Here is a 15,667-nt window from a genome sequence, read left to right on the forward strand (position 1 = left end):
CAGCCTCATTTGCTGTCAAGTGATTATTTTCAGAAGTTTTCGAAGAATTCTTCAACAACTTCAACCACTTGCGCTTCCGATCACTCGTTAGCGGGAGGCGAATTCTACAGCGTTACACGCTGCTGTCAACACCTCTTTTTCAACTTCCTGATCACTTCGATGAACTGAAGCAACCTACTGCCGAAACCTACATAACTCATTGTTTACCAAGGAGTTTTCCGTTTCGACTGCGCCGGAAGTGGGGCGAATTATAGACATCTGGAATCTGTGGTCAAGCCTTAATTACACTTTTGTTTCAAAAGCTTAGCTTTTCGCCATAAGACGAGGGATTCGACGCATTACCGCAGGAATCCGCAGCACCAAAAGCAGTGCGCCTATAGATGCATAGATCGCCCACTCCTTCAGGTCCGCCCGAACGATCCACAGCATATGCAACAAACCCAGCCCAAGAATCACATACACCAACCGGTGCAGCTTCTTCCAACGTTTACCAAGTCGCTGCTGACTGTAGCGATTAGACGTCACGGCCAATGCCAGCAACGACAGGAACCCCAAGGCCCCCACAATGATATAAGGACGCTTGACCAGCTCGACGCCCAGTTGCGACCAGTCCAAACCGAGGACAAACACGCAATAAGCCGCCAGGTGCAGCACTACATAGGCAAAGCACCATAGCCCCAGTTGCCGGCGCACGGCTATCCACCCCGCCCAACCGCTCAGTTTCTGCAGCGGTGTCATGCACAGGGTAATCAGCAACAGGATCAAGGTGCCCAAGCCCTGTCGATCCACCAGCACCTTGCCCGGATCTGGCCCCAGCGCGGAGCTCCAGGCTTCATATAGCCAGAGCAACGGCCAGATCGCTGCCGCTATAAAGACGCCAATGCGCCACATCGGATAACGCATCAATAGTTCTTCCGCAGGTCCAGGCCGGTATAAAGAGACGCCACCTCGTCCGAGTAGCCATTGAACATCTGCGTCTCGCGCACATTCGGGCTGAACAGGCCACTCGGTAGACGCCGCTCCCGCGCCTGCGTCCAGCGCGGGTGATCGACCGTAGGGTTCACGTTGGCATAAAACCCGTACTCATTCGCAGCAATGCTCTGCCAGGTAGTTTTCGGTTGCTCGCTTACAAGACTGATCCGCACGATGGACTTCACACTCTTGAAACCATACTTCCAGGGCACCACCAGACGCAGTGGCGCGCCATTCTGATTGGGCAGTTCCCGCCCATACATACCCACGGCAAGAATCGCCAAAGGATTCATCGCCTCGTCCAGACGCAAGCCTTCAACATACGGCCAATCAATCAAACCGAAATTGGAGCGCTGCCCCGGCATGGTCTTGGGATCCTGAAGCGTTTCAAACCGGATGTATTTGGCCTTGGAGGTCGGCTCCACCTGCTTGAGCAAGGCCGAGATAGGAAAGCCCATCCACGGAATAACCATCGACCAGGCCTCGACACAGCGCAATCGGTAGATCCGCTCTTCCAGCTGATAGGGCTTCATGAAATCTTCCAGGGCATAACGCCCAGGCTTCGCCACTTCGCCATCGATCACAACACTCCACGGCTCGGTCTTGAGTGAGCCCGCATTTGCCGCCGGGTCGCCCTTGTCAGTACCGAACTCATAGAAGTTGTTGTAGTGGGTAGCGTCCTTGAACGGCGTGATGGCCTCGCCTTTCACCGTGACCGCTTGCCACTGAGTGTCAGGCAGCTTCTCGGCAAACCAACTCGGCGCCTTGCCTGGCTCGACGTCGGCATAACGAGTGGCTTCATCCGCCCCAGCCCAGCGCGGCAAGCTGCTGGCAGCCATACCGGCGAGCGCGCCGCCGAGCAAACTGCGACGAGAGAGGTAGAACGATTCAGGGGTGACATCCGATTCGTGGCAATCAGACGCTTTAGGCAATTTGATTAACATGGCAACTCCGCAGTATTGGAGGACTGATGCACCAATAGACTGCGGAGTATGGGGGAAATTACATTAAGGCAACGTTTTGTCCCGGCGCAGATGCAGCAAATATTGCACCGGGCCGGAAGCGGCGTAAACCAGGAATGCCAGCAGCAGGATTCGCGGCGGGTCACTGAATACGACAGCAAACACCAGCACCACGACAAGGATCGCTACAAAGGGTACGCGCCCCTTGAGGTCCAATTCCTTGAAGCTGTTGTATTTGATATTGCTGACCATCAGCATGCCGGCCGCCGCCACCATCAGGGCAACCAGGAACGACATTTTCGAACCCTGGATCCCGTAGTCACTGAACGCCCAGACAATACCCGCTACCACTCCCGCAGCCGCTGGGCTGGCCAGGCCAATGAAGTAACGCTTGTCGGCAGTGCCCACCTGGGTATTGAAGCGCGCCAGACGCAGCGCAGCGCCAGCCACATAGATGAAGGCAACCATCCAACCGACCTTGCCCATGTCACCCAGTGCCCAGGCAAACGCCAGCAGTGCGGGGGCGACGCCAAAAGCAACCATGTCGGACAGCGAGTCGTACTCGGCACCGAAGGCACTTTGGGTATTGGTCATGCGCGCCACCCGACCATCGAGGCCGTCGAGCACCATGGCCACGAAGATGGCAATGGCCGCAAAGCCGAAATACTTGCTAGCACTCGCCGCATCACCTGCCGCCAGTGCGCTCTGGGCACTCATGGAGTTGATAATCGAATAGAAGCCGGCAAACAGGTTCGCCGTGGTGAACAGGTTGGGCAGAAGATAGATGCCACGATGCCGGACCTTGCGGCCTTCCGCGTCATGACCTTCTTCGACATGCTCATCGATCGGCAGCATGCTTTCGGCGTCAGAAGCCTGGTTTGGCTCTTCGGGACGTTCGCTCATGGACTTTACCTTGCAACGGTGTGAAAAAATTCGACAGAAACTTGCGGCGAGTGTTCGCCAACAAACGATGCAGCTTTATACCAGAACCAGCCCCTCAAACGAAAAAACGCGGCCTAAGCCGCGTTTTTCCTTGATACGTGCGACTTAGTTCTTGTCTTTGTCGACGATCTTGTTGGCACCGATCCACGGCATCATGGAGCGCAGCTCCGCGCCGATTTTTTCGATACCGTGAGCGGCGTTGTTACGACGCTTGGCGGTCATCGAAGGGTAGCCGGTAGCGCCTTCGGTGATGAACATTTTGGCGTACTCGCCGTCCTGAATACGTTTCAGGGCGTTGCGCATGGCCTGACGGGATTCGGCGTTGATCACTTCCGGGCCCGTTACGTACTCGCCGTACTCGGCGTTGTTGGAGATCGAGTAGTTCATGTTGGCGATACCGCCTTCGTACATGAGGTCAACGATCAGCTTCAGTTCGTGCAGGCATTCGAAGTAGGCCATTTCTGGCGCGTAGCCCGCTTCAACCAGGGTTTCGAAACCGGCTTTGACCAGCTCAACGGTACCGCCGCACAGAACGGCTTGTTCGCCGAACAGATCGGTTTCGGTCTCGTCCTTGAAGGTGGTTTCGATGATGCCGGTACGACCACCACCCACGCCAGCAGCGTAGGACAGCGCAACATTCTTGGCGTTGCCCGAAGCGTCCTGGTAGATCGCGATCAGGTCAGGGATGCCGCCGCCACGAACGAATTCGGAACGCACGGTGTGACCCGGTGCTTTCGGCGCGATCATGATCACGTCGAGGTCGGCACGCGGCTGAACCTGGTTGTAGTGGATCGCGAAGCCGTGGGAGAAGGCCAGGGTGGCGCCCTTCTTGATGTTCGGCTCGATTTCGTTCTTGTACAGCGCGGACTGGAACTCGTCCGGGGTCAGGATCATGACCAGGTCGGCAGCTGCAACGGCGGAAGCAACGTCAGTCACTTTCAGGCCGTGGGCTTCAGCCTTGGCAACGGTGGCCGAGCCTTTACGCAGGCCAACAGTCACGTCAACGCCGGAATCTTTCAGGTTGCAAGCTTGAGCGTGACCCTGGGAGCCGTAGCCGATGATGGCGACTTTCTTGCCCTGGATGATCGACAGGTCACAATCTTTATCGTAATAAACTTTCATGAGGTTCCTCTATATATCCAGGCCGTAAGGCCATTCGCTAATTTGGGTTAGATGCTGAGTACTTTGTCGCCACGGGCAATCCCGGTGACACCACTGCGTACCGTTTCCAGAATCGAGGCCGTCCCGATCGACTGGATGAAGCTGTCCAGCTTGTCGCTTGTACCGGTCAGTTGAACGGTATAAACGCTGGCGCTCACATCGACGATCTGCCCGCGATAAATATCGGTGGTGCGCTTGATCTCGGCACGTTGGGCACCCGTGGCCTTGACCTTAACCAACATCAGCTCGCGCTCGATGTGGGCACTTTCCGACAGGTCGACCAGCTTGACCACTTCGATCAGCTTGTTGAGGTTCTTGGTGATCTGCTCGATCACCTCATCGTGGCCAACAGTGGTCAACGTCAGGCGCGACAGGGTCGGGTCTTCGGTCGGGGCCACGGTCAGGCTTTCGATGTTGTAGTTGCGTTGCGAAAACAGGCCGACAACACGGGACAGAGCGCCGGGTTCGTTCTCCAGAAGCAGGGAGATAATGTGCCGCATGATTAAGTACGCTCCGTCTTGTTCAGCCACATGTCGCGCATAGAGCCGTCTTTGATCTGCATCGGGTAGACGTGCTCGCTGGTATCCACCTGAATATCGATGAACACCAGGCGATCCTTCATGGCGAACGCCTCTTCCATCTTCGGCTTCAGATCTTTCAGATCGGTGATGCGAATGCCGACATGGCCATAGGCTTCAACCAATTTGACGAAATCTGGCAGCGACTCCATGTAGGAGTGGGAGTGACGGCTACCGTAGCTCATGTCCTGCCACTGACGAACCATGCCGAGCACGCCGTTGTTCAAGCAGACGATCTTCACCGGAAGGCCGTACTGCAGGCACGTCGACAGTTCCTGGATGTTCATCTGGATGCTGCCTTCACCGGTGACGCACGCCACGTCGGTGTCGGGGAAACTCAGCTTCACGCCCATGGCCGCAGGAAAACCAAAGCCCATCGTGCCCAGGCCACCGGAGTTGATCCAGCGGTTAGGCTTGTCGAACTTGTAGTACTGCGCGGCGAACATCTGGTGCTGACCCACGTCGGAGGTCACAAAGGCGTCGCCCTTGGTCACTTCGCACAGGGTCTCGATCACGGTTTGTGGCTTGATGATGCTGCCGTCGCCCTTGTCGTAAGGGAACAGGCCACGATCGCCGCGCCACTCGTCAATCTGCTTCCACCAGCTGGCAACGGATTCCTTGTTCGGCGTTTCGCCGATGTCCTTGAGCGCGGCGACCATTTCGGTCAATACGCTTTCAACAGGCCCCACGATCGGCACGTCGGCCTTGATGGTCTTGGAGATGGACGCCGGATCGATGTCGATGTGAATGATCTTGGCATTCGGGCAGAACTTGCTCGCGCCATTGATCACACGGTCATCGAATCGCGCACCCACGGCCAGGATCACGTCGGCGTGGTGCATGGTCAGGTTGGCGGTGTAGCTGCCGTGCATGCCAAGCATGCCGACGAACTGACGATCCGAACCCGGGAAGGCGCCGAGGCCCATCAGGGTGTTGGTCACCGGCAGGTTGAGCAGCTTGGCCAGTTCGGTCAACGGCGCCGAACCGCCGCCCAGAATCACACCACCGCCCGAGTACAGCACAGGGCGCTTGGCCGCCAGCAGCATTTCTGCCGCCTTGCGAATTTGCCCCGAGTGCCCACGAACGGCCGGGCTGTAGGAACGCAGCTTGGCTTTTTTCGGGAAGACGTATTCGAATTTTTCAGCCGGGTTGGTCATGTCTTTCGGGATATCGACCACCACAGGACCCGGGCGACCGGACTGCGCGAGGTAGAACGCCTTTTTCATGACTTCCGGGATTTCCGACGCATGCTTGATCATGAAGCTGTGTTTCACGATCGGCCGGGAGATACCGATCATGTCGGTTTCCTGGAATGCATCGGTACCGACCATGGTGCTTGCCACCTGGCCAGAGATGATCACCATCGGGATGGAGTCCATATACGCAGTCGCGATGCCGGTAATGGCATTCGTTGCGCCTGGGCCGGAAGTTACCAGTACCACGCCGGCTTTACCGGTGGCACGGGCATAACCGTCAGCCATATGGGTTGCAGCTTGTTCGTGGCGAACCAGGATGTGGGTAACAGCCGGTTCCTTGAACAGTGCGTCGTAGACATGCAGCAGAGCACCACCTGGGTACCCGTAGATATAGTCGACGCCTTCGTCACGCAAAAAGCGGACGAGCATCTCACCGCCAGATAAAAGCTCCACGTTGTTCACCTCTAAAACGCCAGAATACCGTCCGTTGAAAACCGACGGGTCTTAATAGGTTTACTTCTCAACAGAGCATGAGCGACGGTGGTCGCCGACTACGTCAGCACTGACTGAGCAAGTATTGGGATCGTCCCAAGTGTTGCGGGCTTTTCCCACCCAGCGCGAGGTAACGCGTTGCGGGTGTAACAGGTCGGCGCGGATGTGCGCCTCATGATCTGCTGAGCGGGCCTGCTTCTGGCAGTCCCGATACAGCGGACTTTGGATTCTTCTGTTTCAGGCCGTTCAAGTCAAGCAATAATTGCGCTTTTTTCCAACTAAGCGCATCAGAACGTATAAGAAAGGGCTTCAAGGAGGGATAAAACTCGCCTGAATGTCGTCAAGCGGTAGAAATGTGCGCAAGACTGCCGGAAAACCCGACAGTCAGGCAATTAACGAGCGTCGACGATCAATTGGTCGAACTTTTTCAGCGCGTTACGCAAACCGAGACTCTCTCGCGGACGATCGGCGTAGACCATTTCCGCCATTTCGAGGATTCCCGATGCATTGGGCAGCGGCAGGTCCTGCTCGAGGATCTGCTTCATGCGCGTCAGGAAGATCCATTGCAGCCACTGGTGGAAGTCCAGGGTGTCGACTGAAAACGGCTCGACGCTGCTGAGCGCGTCAGCGCTGGGGGACACCTCGTCCCACCAGCCTTGCACGCGCAATTCGCGCTCGATCAGCAACAACTGTTCGGCAATCGCAGGAAAGCGCACATCCATCAGTAGGTAACCTTGCCTTTCTGCCGCGCCTGGGCAGCACCGGCGGCGTCGCCTTGTGCCGCACGCGCATCACCGATCAAGGCCCACAGGTTGGCTTGCAGGTCGGGACGACCATTGGCCAGCGTCAGCCCGCGGCGCGCAAACTGCTCGGCTTGGGGCGCATCGCCCTGGGCCATGCGCACCTGGGCCAGGCGATACAACACCTGCGGCTCACGTGGCGCAACGCGCTGGGCACGTTCAAGGCTCGACGATGCGCCGTTCAAGTCGCCACCGGCCTGTTGCTGTTGAGCGGTGGTCAGCAGCGCCAATACCGGGCCGTCCAGCTGTTCGTCAGCCGAGAGACCACCGGCATTGGACGACGACGGAATCCCACTGGGCGTCGACGGCATGCTGTAGGTGCCCTGGTTGATAGGCGCCGTCTGGATCGGCGTGGAATCGACCGGCCCCGACGTGCTTGGGCCCGGCGTCCATGGCTCGGCGCTGATCGGTGCGGCGGTTGCGGCGCCTGCGCCTGGCACCATCACCACCACGCCCGATTCCTGCGGTACGGCCTGGGGACTGGCTTGAGCAGGACGATTGGTCACGGTCTGGCGGAAACCACCATTGGCCGAAATCCGGTCGTTGTTGGAAACAGTCGTGCTCGAATCCACCACGGGAATCGAACCACGCTGCACGCTGGAGCAGCCACTGAGCAAAGCCAGGGCGGTAATAGCCGGAATCAACCACTTGTTCACTTCAAACCCTCTTTGCTTAATTCATCCAGCCCTTGACCCAATCCATCACCGATTCCGCGTCAGCCGGGACGCTGCCCCCGCACGCGGCACCGGGTGGTGGCTCGCTGCCGCGAATATACGGCATCTGCACCGCGCCCGGACAGTTGGCATCGGAGCCTTGCCCGGTGTGCGGATCAATCCAGGCCTGCACGATGTTGTCCGGCTGCGGCATGTTCAGCGGCAGCGGGTCAGCCTTGCGCATGAAACTGGTCCAGACCTGCAGTGCACCGGTCGCGCCGGTGAACGGGGTCTTGCCATTGTCATCGCGGCCCATCCAGACCACGGCCAGCACGTCCTGGCCGAAGCCCGCGAACCAACTGTCACGCGAATCGTTACTGGTACCGGTCTTGCCCGCCAGCGTCAGGTTCGACGGCAGCACCTTGTAGACCGAGGCACCGGTACCTTCACGCATCACACGCTGCATGGCGTTCTGGATCAGGTAGATGGAGCCGGCATCGAAGCGCTGCTGGATCTGGAACGGATAACGCTTGAGCGGCTCGCCCTCGGCGGTCAGTACGCTGCGGATCCCGCGCATGGGCGTATTGAAGCCACCGTTGGCCAAGGTCTGGTACATGGTCGCCACTTCCATCGGCGTCATTGCACCCGCACCCAGCAGGATCGATGGGAAGGCCGGGAATTCGCGGGTGATACCCAGGCGGGCCATCGTCTTGAGGACATTCGGCACGCCCACTTCAAGCCCGAGGCGCGACGTGGAAATGTTGTAGGAATGCGCCAGCCCCTGATACAGGAACACCGTACCGTGGGAACGACGATCAAAGTTCTGCGGCGTCCACACCTGGCCGTCGCCGCCCTTGACCGACAACGGGTGATCGGACAGCCAACTGGTCAACGTGTATTTGCTCGGTTTCTCCAACGCCGTGAGGTACACGGCCGGCTTGACCAGCGAACCAATAGGCCGCACCGCATCCAGCGCGCGGTTGAAACCGGCGAAGCTGGCCAGGCGACTGCCGACCAAAGCCTGAACCTCACCCGTCTCCGGATTGGTCACAACCATGGCGGCCTCAACCTCATCGGAGCCTTTGCGACCCGTCATGCGCTTGAAGGTGTCAGTCACAGACGCTTCAGCTTTCATCTGCAGGATCGGATCGAAACTGGTGAAGATGCGCAGGCCTTCTTCGGTCAAGTCTTCGTCGCGATAGTCTTCACGCAGCTGGCGTTTGACCAAATCGATAAAGCCTGGGAAGGAACTGTCCGCGAGCTTGCCACGCGTCGTGACGCCCAATGGCATCTTCTTCGCCGCCGCCACTTGTTCAGCCGTGGCCACACCCTGCTGCTCAAGTACGTCGAGTACCAGGTTACGGCGCTCGAGCGCACGCTCAGGGTTACGGCGCGGGTTGTAGTAGGACGGCCCCTTGACCATACCCACCAGCAACGCGACCTGATGCAGCTTCAGCTCAGACAGCGGCTGGCCAAAGAAGAATTGACTGGCCAGGCCGAAACCGTGCACGGCACGCTGGCCATCCTGGCCGACGAAAACCTCATTGAGGTACGCCTCGAGGATTTCCTGCTTGCTGTAGTGCATCTCCAGCAGCATCGCCATCATGGCTTCGGTGAGCTTACGAGTCAGGCTGCGCTCGCTGGTCAGGTAGAAGTTCTTGACCAATTGTTGCGTGAGCGTACTGCCGCCTTGAGTCATCTTGCCGCCGGAGGTGTTGACCCAAACGGCGCGGGCAATCGACTTCGGCGAAACGCCCCAATGGCTGTAAAAATCACGGTCTTCTACCGCCACCAGGGTTTCGAGCAGGTACGGCGGCACCTGATCGAGCTTGATCAGGATGCGGTCTTCAAGGTTCTTCGGGTAAATACCGCCGATCATCAGCGGTTCCAGGCGCACCACCGGCAGCTTGGAGCCATTGAGCGACGACAGCTCGGCGACATAGTCGCCGGAGAAGCGCACGCGCACGGGCTGGGCTTTTTCGAGGCCTTCGTAAAACTGGAAGCCACGGGTATTCAGGTCGACGGTGTTGCCGCTGACGGCTGCGGCGCCGGGGCCATTGCTCACGGGTTCGCGGCGATAGCCTAGGGCATCGAGTTCGGTGAGGAAGTCGTCCTTGCTCAGCTTCTGGCCGGTGAACAGTTCCAGCGGGCGCGCGTAGACCTTCGCCGGAATGGTCCAGCGCTTGCCGGAGAACTTCTCCTGCACCACGGCGTCGAGGTACACCGCCAGCCCGGCAAGGGCTACAAGCCCCACCAGGCCGAGCTTGAGCGCCCAGCCCAGCCATGGGCGCAGGCTGCGGGAAGGAGGTTTTTTACGGGAACGGGGAGATCGGGTTCGAGTCATGGCGGCGGATTATACGCACTTTATTGATGATCAACATGAGCCGGACAGCGGTTTGCATGACCGGCGCCAGCAGCCATAATGCCCGCCATGATTTCCCCCAGTCTTTGAAGGATCGCCCGTGAGCCAGTCCCTGATCGCCGCCCTGCAAAACCCGGCCTTGTATCCCCATCCGGTTGAAGCGTTCCAAATCATCGAGACGCACATTTCCTGGGTCATACTGACCGGCCCCTATGCGTACAAACTGAAGAAACCGATGAACTTCGGCTTCCTGGACTTCACTGACCTGGAAAAACGCGGTCACTTCTGCAATGAAGAACTGCGCCTCAACCAACGCCTGACCCACGATTTGTATCTCGAAGTGTTGCCGGTTACCGGTACAGCCGAAGCCCCGCAGTTGGGCGGCGAAGGCCCGGCGATCGAATACGCGCTGAAAATGCGCCAATTCCCGCAAAGCCAACTGCTCAGCACCCTGCAAGCCAATGGCGAACTGACCAGCACGCACATCGACGAGATGGCCCAACAGATCGCGCACTTCCATCTCAGCGCCCCGGAAGTGCCGCAAGATCACCCGGCGGGCACCCCAGACGAAGTGATGGCGCCGGTACGGCAGAACTTCGAGCAAATTCGCCCATTTCTCAGCGACAAAGTCGATCTGGTTCAACTTGACGCCCTGCAAGCCTGGGCCGAGAGCAGCTTCGAACGTCTCAAGCCGCTGCTGGCACAACGCAAGCTGGAGGGCTTCACCCGCGAATGCCACGGTGACATCCACTTGGGCAACGCGACGCTGATCGATGGCCAGGTGGTGATCTTCGACTGCATCGAGTTCAACGAACCCTTCCGCTTCACCGACGTGTACGCCGATACCGGTTTCCTGGCCATGGACCTGGAAGACCGGGGCCTCAAATCCCTCGCTCGTCGCTTTATCAGCCAATACCTGGAGCTGACCGGCGACTACCAAGGCCTTGAACTGCTGAATTTCTACAAGGCCTATCGCGCCCTGGTTCGCGCCAAGGTTGCGCTGTTCAGCCTGCAGGCGGATGCGAGCCCGGTACAACGCGCCACCACGCTTCGCCAGTATCGCAACTACGCCAACCTGGCCGAGAGCTACAGCACCATTCCATCGCGCTTCCTGGCGATTACCCACGGCGTTTCAGCGGTCGGAAAAAGCCATGTCGCCATGCGCCTGGTAGAAGCCTTGGGTGCCGTGCGCCTGCGTTCGGACGTGGAGCGCAAGCGTTTGTTCGGTGAGCAGCAGGGGGATATCTACGCAGCCGACGCCAGTGCCGCGACTTATGCACGCCTGAATGACATCGCCAGCACCGTGCTGCGCGCCGGTTTCCCGGTCGTGATTGACGCCACGTTCCTCAAGCGCGAGCAGCGCGATGCTGCAGCCAAGGTCGCCGAGGCCACCGGTGCGCCTTTCCTGATCCTCGATTGCAACGCGCCGCAGGCCGTCATTGCCAGCTGGCTGGAGCAGCGTCAGGCAGAGAAAAGCGACCCGTCCGACGCAACGTTGGCGGTCATCGAACAACAACAGGCTAACCGCGAGCCGCTGAGCGCCGAGGAGCTGCTGCTGAGCAAGCGTGTCGAAACCAATCAGAGCGGTACCCTGGACGCTGTCGTCGCGCAAATCCGCCAGCGCCTGCCGGGACTGTAATAAATATTTAAGGGGCGCGTCGCACACACGAGCGCGCGCCCCTTGAATAGTGGCACTATAATGGCGTCATAAATCCAACAGGAGACGCCATCATGAGTCAGCCCAAGCTTCTTGATACCCCGCTCTATTCGCTCCTGCACAAAGACGATGTCCGCGGCTTCAATCAGGAGCGTCCGAAAGAAGGCGCCATTGATATGCGCGGCGGCGACTTCCGCGGGCTGGACCTGCGCGAGCTGAACGCGGCTGGCGTTGACTTCACCGATGCGTATTTCCGCTCAGCCGATCTGCGTGGGCTGGATCTGCGTGGCTGCTCATTGGAAGGCGCAAGCCTGGCCCATGCGCAGATCTCCGGTACCTATTTCCCCCCCGAATTGACGGCTGACGAGATCCTCATGTCCGTCAACTTCGGCACCCGCCTGCGCTATCGCACCCGTTAATCTCCCCTGCCCTGTCCCCCGGTGACGCGCTGCCGAACCGGGGTGCTCCCGCCTGCATGGGTTAAATCCTCCCGCGATTCTTATAAGTGTTTAGGCCGTTTCAGACTAAAGAACTACGTTTTTCCTACTGAGCGCTACACTCCTGTTCAGGTTGCCTGGTCACGATACCCACCGCACCATTCGGCCGTCGCAAGGAGGCTTGATGAACGATGAGCTGCAACACCTGAAAAACCTCGGCAAGACGTCGGCGCAGTGGCTGCATGCGGTGGGCATCCACAGTGCGTCCGATTTGCGCCGGCTGGGCGCGGTCGATGCCTACCGGGCCGTGCGCACGCGCGGCTTTCGCGCATCGAAAGTGCTGTTGTACGCCATCGAGGGCGCGTTGATGGATGTGCACTGGAATGATGTTCCGGCCGAACGCAAGGAGGCGCTGAACCGTCAGCTGGATGCCATTTCAACGCGCCAGAAAAACTAGATCGACGTCCAACTCCCGTATTTGCAGGCATTCCGAACAGGCGTTTGAGAAAAGCACAGAGAGGCGTCAAAACAAGGGTTGACTCTCAAATGAGAATCGTTATGATTATCACAACTGGTCGCGAGATCAGCCGATAACTGAAAGCCCCTTGGTTCGGACTCTCAGATTATCTCCTCATCAGGCTAATCACGGTTATTTGACCCGGCTCTTGCCGGGTCTTTTTTTGCCCGCCATAAAGGGCGCTCAGCGCGCAATGATCAACGGGTGACCCCGTTCAGGATGGGCCTGGACCAGCACGTCCAAACCGAACACGGCTTTGAGTGGCTCAGGGCGCATGACCTGCGCCGGGGTATCCAGTGCATGGGGACGCCCCTCCTCCAGCAGCAGGATCCGATCGCAGTAACGCGCAGCCAGGTTCAGGTCATGCAGGATCACCAGCACAGCGGCGCCGCGATCGGCAAACGTCCGCACCGCCTGCAACGTCGTGTGTTGGTGCAAGGGGTCCAGCATCGAGGTCGGCTCATCCAGCAACAGTGTCTGCCCCGTCTCGCCGGGCCACAGCTGTGCCAGCACCCGTGCGAGGTGCACGCGCTGGCGCTCGCCGCCCGACAAAGCCAGATAGCTGCGACCGCTCAGGTGGCCGACATCAGCAGCGTGCAGGGCCGCCTCGATAATTTCGTCATCGCGTGCCCGCCCAGTCTGGTGGGGCAAGCGGCCCATGCCGACCACTTCTTCGACTCGGAACGCAAAGTCCAGCGTCGACGTCTGCGGCAGCACCGCGAGGCGTTGCGCCCGGTGCGCCCCGCCCCATTCGCTCAGTGGGCGTTGATCCAGCCAGACCTGGCCCGCGTCCGGATGCAGTTCACCGCACAGCGCCCCGAGCAATGTGCTCTTGCCAGCACCATTGGGGCCGAGCACACCGAGGATTTCGCCCGGCAGCAGGTCCAGAGTGACATCGGCCAGTACAATCTTGTGATTGCGCCGGATCTTCAGCCCTTCCACCCGAAGCATCAGACTCTCCTGTACAGCAATAAATAAAGGAACAGTGGTGCACCGATAAACGCGGTGACAATCCCGATCGGCAACTCCGCCGGAGCCAGGGCCAGGCGTGCAACCAGGTCAGCCAAGAGCAGCAGGGAAGCGCCCGCGAGTACCGACGAAGGCAACAACACCCGATGATCCGGGCCCGCCAGCAAGCGCATCAGATGCGGTACCACCAACCCCACAAACCCAATCATTCCCGCCGCGGCCACCGCCGCCCCGACGCCCAGCGCCGTACAGAACACCAACTCACGCTTGAGGCCTTCAACGTCGATCCCAAGATGATTGGCCTCGGACTCGCCCAGCAGCAGCGCATTCAGCGCCTTGGCTCGACGCGGCAGCCACACCGCCACACCGACGCTTACCAGTAGCAGCGGCCACAGCCGTGAATAACTGGCGCCGTTGAGACTGCCCAGGTTCCAGAACGTCAGGGTGCGCAACGTGGCGTCGTCCGCCACATAGGTCAACAGACCCACCACCGAACCCGCCAGAGCCGTCAATGCGATTCCCGCGAGCAGCATCGTCGCGACGTTGGTCTGGCCGTTGCGCCGTCCAAGCCGATAGACCAGCGCAGTCACACCCAACCCCCCAAGGAATGCACACAACGACAAAAAATACGGCCCGAACGCATCCGACAAACCGCCAACGTACGTACCGCCGACAATCGCCATCGCCGCCCCCAGCGCGGCCCCACTGGAGACGCCAACCAGGCCGGGATCAGCCAGCGGGTTGCGAAACAGCCCCTGCATCGCCACACCCGACAACGCCAGCACGCCGCCCACCGCCAGCCCGAGCAAAGTGCGCGGCAATCGAATCTGCCCCAGGATCAGCTCCGCCTGCTCCAGGCCTTGGGCTTCGATGGGAGCGCCCAGCATGCGCAGCGCCGCCTTGAGCGTATCCAGCAACGGCAGGCTCACAGGCCCCAGCGCCAGCGACAGCCAGGTCGCCAGCACACACAACATCGCCAAGCCGATAAACAGCGTTCGCGGCTTAACCAACTGGGTCATGGGGCAGGCTTGGGCTGGGACGGATAAAACCCGGCGGACAATGCCACCAGGCTTTGCGGAATACGCGGCCCAAGCCCGCCCACCAACAGCGTCGGGTCCAGCTCGAACACGCGGTTGGCCTTGGCGGCCGGGGTCGCGGCAAGGATCGGATTTTCCTTGAACAACGCCACGCGCGCCGCGTCGCCGGTCAGGGCACGGTCGGCAAACACCAGCACCTCCGGGCTCAAGCCTGCCAACGACTCCACCGAAAACGGCTTGTAACCGCTGTGGGTTGCCAGGTTATGCCCGCCGGCCTGCTGCAGCATCCAGTCGGCCGCCGTGTCCTTGCCTGCGATCAGCGGCTTGCCCCCTGCATGCCCCAGCAACAGCAACACACCCGGCGCCTTTTGCCTGGCCTGCGCCTGGATAACCCAGGCCTTTTGCTGCGCCAGCGCCTGTTCGTATCCAGCAAACAATTGGTCGGCCTTGGCCTCATTGCCCAGCAACGCGCCCAAATGCTCAAGGTTCCCTTTCAAGGTCGGCAGATCCGGCTGCGCCGAGAACAGATCCACCTGCACGCCCGCGCTGCGAACCTGCGCCAACACTGGCGGCGGCCCCATTTCCTCGGTTCCCACCAGCACCTGCGGGCGCAGGCTCAAAATGCCTTCGGCCGACAGCTGCCGCTGATAACCGATGCTTGGCAACGCCTTGAGGGATTCGGGATGCTGGCTGGTGGTGTCCACCCCCACCAGCTTCGACTCGCCGCCCAGTGCCACCACCCACTCAGACAGCGCACCTCCGGCACTCACCCAGCGTTGAGGCTGTTCAGAAGCATGCGCTTCGTGATTGACCAGCAGTCCGACAACAAGCGCAATAGCGCTGGTACTCAGGCGCATAACAGGGTTTCCTTCCAGTGGCAGGGCCGGCCAGGCACTCGTGGATGTGACAGAACTCTCCTGCCCGGCATCGTA

15 protein-coding genes are annotated in these 15,667 nt (G+C 59.7%); 3 read left to right on the forward strand and 12 right to left on the reverse strand.

Going from position 1 to position 15,667, the window contains the following annotated elements:
* Positions 1-303: 303 nt before the first annotated feature.
* The 9 genes from msrQ to mrcB form a co-directional block, all read right to left on the reverse strand.
* Entirely contained in the window at positions 304-903 is a 600-nt protein-coding gene (gene msrQ, locus CQ041_RS15100) for a protein-methionine-sulfoxide reductase heme-binding subunit MsrQ (RefSeq protein WP_105523248.1), read from the reverse strand.
* Complete coding sequence (msrP, locus tag CQ041_RS15105; RefSeq protein ID WP_105523249.1) at positions 903-1,916, reverse strand: protein-methionine-sulfoxide reductase catalytic subunit MsrP; 1,014 nt, start codon at positions 1,914-1,916, stop codon at positions 903-905. The genes msrQ and msrP overlap by 1 nt, the downstream gene beginning before the upstream one ends.
* A 63-nt stretch (positions 1,917-1,979) precedes the next feature.
* A complete protein-coding gene (gene pssA / locus CQ041_RS15110; RefSeq protein WP_105523250.1) occupies positions 1,980-2,837 on the reverse strand; it encodes a CDP-diacylglycerol--serine O-phosphatidyltransferase in 858 nt (285 codons plus the stop codon).
* A gap of 144 nt (positions 2,838-2,981) precedes the next feature.
* Positions 2,982-3,998: a ketol-acid reductoisomerase gene (ilvC, locus tag CQ041_RS15115; protein WP_105523251.1), complete on the reverse strand. Its 1,017-nt coding sequence runs from the start codon at positions 3,996-3,998 to the stop codon at positions 2,982-2,984.
* Between the two features lie 47 nt (positions 3,999-4,045).
* Positions 4,046-4,537, reverse strand: coding sequence for an acetolactate synthase small subunit (gene ilvN, locus CQ041_RS15120; protein WP_003176102.1), 492 nt, complete (start codon positions 4,535-4,537; stop codon positions 4,046-4,048).
* A gap of 2 nt (positions 4,538-4,539) precedes the next feature.
* Positions 4,540-6,264 carry an acetolactate synthase 3 large subunit gene (locus CQ041_RS15125; RefSeq protein ID WP_105523504.1) on the reverse strand — a complete coding sequence of 575 codons (1,725 nt, stop codon included), beginning with the start codon at positions 6,262-6,264 and terminating at the stop codon, positions 4,540-4,542.
* Between the two features lie 431 nt (positions 6,265-6,695).
* Positions 6,696-7,025 carry a YqcC family protein gene (locus CQ041_RS15130; RefSeq protein ID WP_105523252.1) on the reverse strand — a complete coding sequence of 110 codons (330 nt, stop codon included), beginning with the start codon at positions 7,023-7,025 and terminating at the stop codon, positions 6,696-6,698.
* Positions 7,025-7,759, reverse strand: coding sequence for a tetratricopeptide repeat protein (locus CQ041_RS15135; RefSeq protein ID WP_105523253.1), 735 nt, complete (start codon positions 7,757-7,759; stop codon positions 7,025-7,027). Before CQ041_RS15135 ends, CQ041_RS15130 begins: the two co-directional genes overlap by 1 nt.
* 16 nt (positions 7,760-7,775) lie before the next feature.
* Positions 7,776-10,100, reverse strand: coding sequence for a penicillin-binding protein 1B (gene mrcB / locus CQ041_RS15140; protein WP_105523254.1), 2,325 nt, complete (start codon positions 10,098-10,100; stop codon positions 7,776-7,778).
* A 118-nt stretch (positions 10,101-10,218) separates the two neighbouring features.
* Between mrcB and CQ041_RS15145 the strand changes: the two genes are divergently transcribed.
* The 3 genes from CQ041_RS15145 (at position 10,219) to CQ041_RS15155 (ending at position 12,669) form a co-directional block, all read left to right on the forward strand.
* Positions 10,219-11,757 (forward strand): bifunctional aminoglycoside phosphotransferase/ATP-binding protein, encoded by a 1,539-nt coding sequence (locus CQ041_RS15145; protein ID WP_105523255.1) that lies wholly within the window; start codon positions 10,219-10,221, stop codon positions 11,755-11,757.
* A 92-nt stretch (positions 11,758-11,849) separates the two neighbouring features.
* Positions 11,850-12,194 carry a pentapeptide repeat-containing protein gene (locus tag CQ041_RS15150; protein ID WP_105523256.1) on the forward strand — a complete coding sequence of 115 codons (345 nt, stop codon included), beginning with the start codon at positions 11,850-11,852 and terminating at the stop codon, positions 12,192-12,194.
* Positions 12,195-12,396: 202 nt separating this feature from the next.
* Positions 12,397-12,669 (forward strand): TfoX/Sxy family protein, encoded by a 273-nt coding sequence (locus tag CQ041_RS15155; protein ID WP_105523257.1) that lies wholly within the window; start codon positions 12,397-12,399, stop codon positions 12,667-12,669.
* A gap of 243 nt (positions 12,670-12,912) precedes the next feature.
* On the opposite strand, the gene CQ041_RS15160 is transcribed toward CQ041_RS15155, so the two are convergent.
* From CQ041_RS15160 to CQ041_RS15170, 3 genes are read right to left on the reverse strand one after another with little or no spacing between them, the layout of a single operon-like run.
* Positions 12,913-13,680 carry a heme ABC transporter ATP-binding protein gene (locus CQ041_RS15160; RefSeq protein ID WP_105523258.1) on the reverse strand — a complete coding sequence of 256 codons (768 nt, stop codon included), beginning with the start codon at positions 13,678-13,680 and terminating at the stop codon, positions 12,913-12,915.
* Complete coding sequence (locus tag CQ041_RS15165) at positions 13,680-14,663, reverse strand: iron ABC transporter permease (protein WP_163002656.1); 984 nt, start codon at positions 14,661-14,663, stop codon at positions 13,680-13,682. The genes CQ041_RS15160 and CQ041_RS15165 overlap by 1 nt, the downstream gene beginning before the upstream one ends.
* 50 nt (positions 14,664-14,713) lie before the next feature.
* Positions 14,714-15,592, reverse strand: a complete 879-nt coding sequence (locus tag CQ041_RS15170) for a hemin ABC transporter substrate-binding protein (protein ID WP_105523260.1) — start codon at positions 15,590-15,592, stop codon at positions 14,714-14,716.
* Positions 15,593-15,667: the final 75 nt, after the last annotated feature.

The sequence above is a fragment of the Pseudomonas sp. MYb60 genome (assembly GCF_002979555.1).
In the GTDB taxonomy this organism is placed as follows: domain Bacteria; phylum Pseudomonadota; class Gammaproteobacteria; order Pseudomonadales; family Pseudomonadaceae; genus Aquipseudomonas.